The organism is Asaia bogorensis (assembly GCF_900465345.1).
GTDB lineage: Bacteria > Pseudomonadota > Alphaproteobacteria > Acetobacterales > Acetobacteraceae > Asaia > Asaia bogorensis_A.
On the sequence record NZ_UEGO01000039.1, the window covers coordinates 1 to 3,478 of the forward strand.

Annotated in this window: 8 protein-coding genes; all 8 read left to right on the top strand. The window is 58.9% G+C overall.

The window, feature by feature from the left end; translation table 11 throughout:
- A partial coding sequence (locus tag ED655_RS15645) for a hypothetical protein (RefSeq protein WP_205836061.1) occupies positions 1 to 394 on the top strand: 394 nt, incomplete at its 5' end.
- 115 nt (positions 395 to 509) lie between these two features.
- A complete protein-coding gene (locus tag ED655_RS14975; RefSeq protein WP_122050906.1) occupies positions 510 to 737 on the top strand; it encodes a helix-turn-helix domain-containing protein in 228 nt (75 codons plus the stop codon).
- A complete protein-coding gene (locus tag ED655_RS14980; RefSeq protein ID WP_122050907.1) occupies positions 734 to 1,009 on the top strand; it encodes a DUF2312 domain-containing protein in 276 nt (91 codons plus the stop codon). Before ED655_RS14975 ends, ED655_RS14980 begins: the two co-directional genes overlap by 4 nt.
- A 3-nt stretch (positions 1,010 to 1,012) precedes the next feature.
- Positions 1,013 to 1,720 carry a hypothetical protein gene (locus tag ED655_RS14985; protein WP_122050908.1) on the top strand — a complete coding sequence of 236 codons (708 nt, stop codon included), beginning with the start codon at positions 1,013 to 1,015 and terminating at the stop codon, positions 1,718 to 1,720.
- Positions 1,714 to 1,926 carry a hypothetical protein gene (locus tag ED655_RS14990; RefSeq protein WP_122050909.1) on the top strand — a complete coding sequence of 71 codons (213 nt, stop codon included), beginning with the start codon at positions 1,714 to 1,716 and terminating at the stop codon, positions 1,924 to 1,926. Before ED655_RS14985 ends, ED655_RS14990 begins: the two co-directional genes overlap by 7 nt.
- Entirely contained in the window at positions 1,914 to 2,336 is a 423-nt protein-coding gene (locus ED655_RS14995; RefSeq protein ID WP_122050911.1) for a hypothetical protein, read from the top strand. The genes ED655_RS14990 and ED655_RS14995 overlap by 13 nt, the downstream gene beginning before the upstream one ends.
- 110 nt (positions 2,337 to 2,446) lie before the next feature.
- On the top strand, positions 2,447 to 3,220 hold the full coding sequence (locus tag ED655_RS15000; RefSeq protein WP_162993559.1) for a hypothetical protein: 774 nt from the start codon (positions 2,447 to 2,449) through the stop codon (positions 3,218 to 3,220).
- A partial coding sequence (locus tag ED655_RS15005; protein ID WP_162993560.1) for a hypothetical protein occupies positions 3,217 to 3,478 on the top strand: 262 nt, incomplete at its 3' end. The genes ED655_RS15000 and ED655_RS15005, both read left to right, overlap by 4 nt.

Genomic DNA, 3,478 nt, shown 5'->3' on the forward strand with positions numbered 1-3,478 from the left:
TCTCTCGGACCTATTTCAGTCTCAAATGGACCGAAATCGGTCCTTTCCAGCGAGCGCGCGGCCAATGAGTGCTGCAGCCGTCTCAATTCGAGATTCACTCCTGCAGGCCATAGCGCGCGAGTTCCGCCCTTTCCGGTCTGCAGCCGAATACCTGGCTCGTGCTGCGAACAAGACGCCACGAGCCGCAAAGAATTGGCTGTCAGGCGCCAATGCTCCCGATGCGGAAGCACTGATCGAACTGATGGCCTCGTGTTCATCCATAGCGGACGAGGTTGAACGCCTCGTTGCTGAGCGCCGTGCGGCGCGGGAGCAAGAATTATGCCTTGGTTCAAAATCAAGGTCGGTCGGTTTGGCATCGGAAGAGATGCAGGCCCTCCACCTTCATACCGACTGACGTTTCTGCGGATCGTCTGGAAAGACTGGGATGCATGGGCCGCTGTAGCTCACGCTGAAATCGCCCGGTTCAAAGTGTTGCTCGATGAAGCTCGCAGAGAGCTGAAGGAGCGCAAATGACCACCCTCACACCGATTGCAAATTCGCAATCAATAATCGTGGACGCCGTGGAAATGGCGGGCGGTCAGCGCGCCTTGGCTCGCAAGATTGGCCTGTCTCAGTCAGATATTTCTCAGGCGCTCAACGGAAGCCCCGGCGACATTCCGGATCGGGTTTTCAACGCGCTTGGCTATTTCGTCCGCACTGAAAAATACCTCGTTCCCATGAAGGGGCAGAACCGATGAGCGATACCGACATGACAGGCCACACCAGCGAGAACGTGGGCGGGATTTCTGTCGAACGACTGCGTTCCGGCATTGAAAGAATTGAGAGACTGGAGGCCGAGCGTGCAGCTCTCTCTAACGATATCAAGGATATTTATTCGGAATTGAAGAGTGCGGGATTTGACATTCCGGCAGTCAGGCAAATCGTCAAGCTGCGCAAGCAAGACCCGGCGAAGGTGGAAGAAGCGGAAACAATTCTCGACACATATCGTCGCGCGCTGGGGATGGGTTGAGCCATGACCGATAGGGGAATTCTATTCAATGCTTCCATGGTTCGCGCGATTTTGGATGGGCGCAAGACGCAGACGCGTCGCGTGATGAAAGCCCAACCCGCCGCCTATGCGGGCGGCGTACACCCCAATCATCATCAGAAGCATCCACATCCCTATATTGATGCATATTGCGGGGGTCGAATAACTCGAGAAAATCCCCGTGGTATGACATTGGATTGGAACTGGTGGTCGGAAGACGACCGTTGCGGGCCTTATATTGGTAAAGCCCCCTGCGTTCCTGGTGATCGTTTCTGGGTACGGGAGACGTGGGGAATAAACGATTACCGTTATTGCCGTCCAGCGCCGATCCCGAAGAAAAAGCCCACCGATATAAGTGCAGATGCCGTTGTGTATTTCGCGACGGAAGCCGACCCCGAGATACTTGCTGAAATGCCGCGCGCGCCCTCGCTTTTCATGCCGCGCTGGGCGAGCCGCTTGACATTAGCCGTAACCGATATCCGTGCGCACAAGCTGCACGAAATTAGTGAGCAGGACGCGATAGCAGAAGGCTGCCCAGACCCGAGCTATCAAAGCGGCGATCCCCGTGGATGGTTTGAGCAAATTTGGCGTGAAATCAGCGGCGTTGACGCATGGGCAGAAAATCCATGGGTGTGGGCGATCACGTTCGCTGTTGAGCACGGTAATATCGATATGGAGACGCTTCGATGCTGAAAATATACCGCACGCCCTACGCCCGCCGCCTAGAAGCCGAGATTGGGCGCCTGCGCGTCCTGCTATGGGAGGCCAAGGCTGAACCTGCCCGCACGCTGGCCCTGATGGCCGCCAAGGATAAGGAAATCGCCACCCTCAAAGCCGAGATCCGCGCCCTGAAACGGGAGCGGGACCGGGCCGGGAGGTTTGCGCCATGCGAGAAATAACCTTCACCCTCCCCGCGCCCTTCCCGCTCGTGAACAGAACGACCGGGTTTAGCCACTCCACAACGGCGAAGCAAAAGAACCAACTCCGCAGGCAGGTCGTGGCAGCGGCGCTTCACCTGCGCCCGCCTGAGCCTTTTAAGCGCGCCAAGGTCATAGTGGAGCGGCACTCTGTCGGCACCCCAGACAAGGACAACCTCTGGGGCTCTGCCAAGCGGCTGCTGGACTGCCTGACGACGCCCGCGCTGCTCAACGTCCGCACGGAAGGCGCTCGTCAGCGCACGAAGAACAAGCGCGGCCTCGGCTTCATCATCGATGACGCCCCGCAGTACGCCGAAATCGAGGTGATCGGCATCAAGTGCAAGCGCGCCGAACAGCGGACAGTCGTGACCATTCGCGAGGTGGTGGGATGAGCACTGCAAGACGATGGACAAAATGGTGGTGGCAGGACTGGCAGCGTGATCCAGCATTGCGCATGTGCTCGCCAGCCGCACGAGGCATCTGGATGGACCTCCTGGCAATCATGTTCGATGCAGAGCCGTGCGGCCATTTGCTCGTCAACGGGCGCCAGCCGACCGAGCGACAACTTGCTGCCGTGTGCGGCGCAAGCATTGATGAGCTGACCTCATGCCTGTCTGAGCTTGAGGAAGCGGGGGCATTTAGCAGATCGGAAGATGGCGTAATCTTCAATCGGCGCATGGTCAGGGATAAGGCCATTTCCGATGAGGCTTCAGCAAATGGCAAGATGGGGGGCAATCCGACCTTAACCGGGGGGCTTAACCCCAAGCGAACAACAGGGGTTAAGCGTGGGCTTAAGGCAGGGGTTAACCCCCATAACGAAGATGGGTTAACCACCCCCCTTAAACACCAAGAAGCAGAAGCAGAAGCAGATATAGACTCTTCACTACGTTCAGAGTCTGTCAGCGCTTCCGCGCCTGACGAAAAGCCAGCCGTCCGGGTTGTGGGATATTCCGAGCCGAAAGCTCCCAAGGGCTGCAGACTGCCGGATACCTGGTGGCCGTCTGACGATCTCCAGCAGTTCGCCCGTTCGAATGGCTGCGACCCGAACAAGGTGGCCGAAGCTTTCTGCGACTACTGGCGCGCGGTTGCCGGCGCAAAGGGCGTCAAGCTCGACTGGGACGCCACGTTTCGCAACTGGTGCCGCAGGGACAGCGAGCGCGGGGGCAAAACAGCGTCCGTCCCACGTGAGCGACCAAAATCCATTCTCGCACAACAGGCCGACCGCATGGAGGCCGAATGGCTCGCACGCCAAGGCATGGGGGAGATGCAGCGATGAACAACCTCACCACGTCTGATCGCCGCCCGGCGATCGTGATCAGCCCCGAATTGCAGGCAGTGATCGGCTCGCACTCTGGCGGGTTCTTCGGCAGGCGCGAAACGGATGCCGAGCGTAACGCCCGCTTGCGCCGAGGCGATGTTGCTCCGGGCTTGGTGCTTGGCAGTACGACGCAGGCAAAGCCGTCAGCCGCTGCTATTGCCGAGGCCCGTCGCGTTCTCCCACTTCTCGAACGCGAGTTAGACCCTCTCCCGGCCC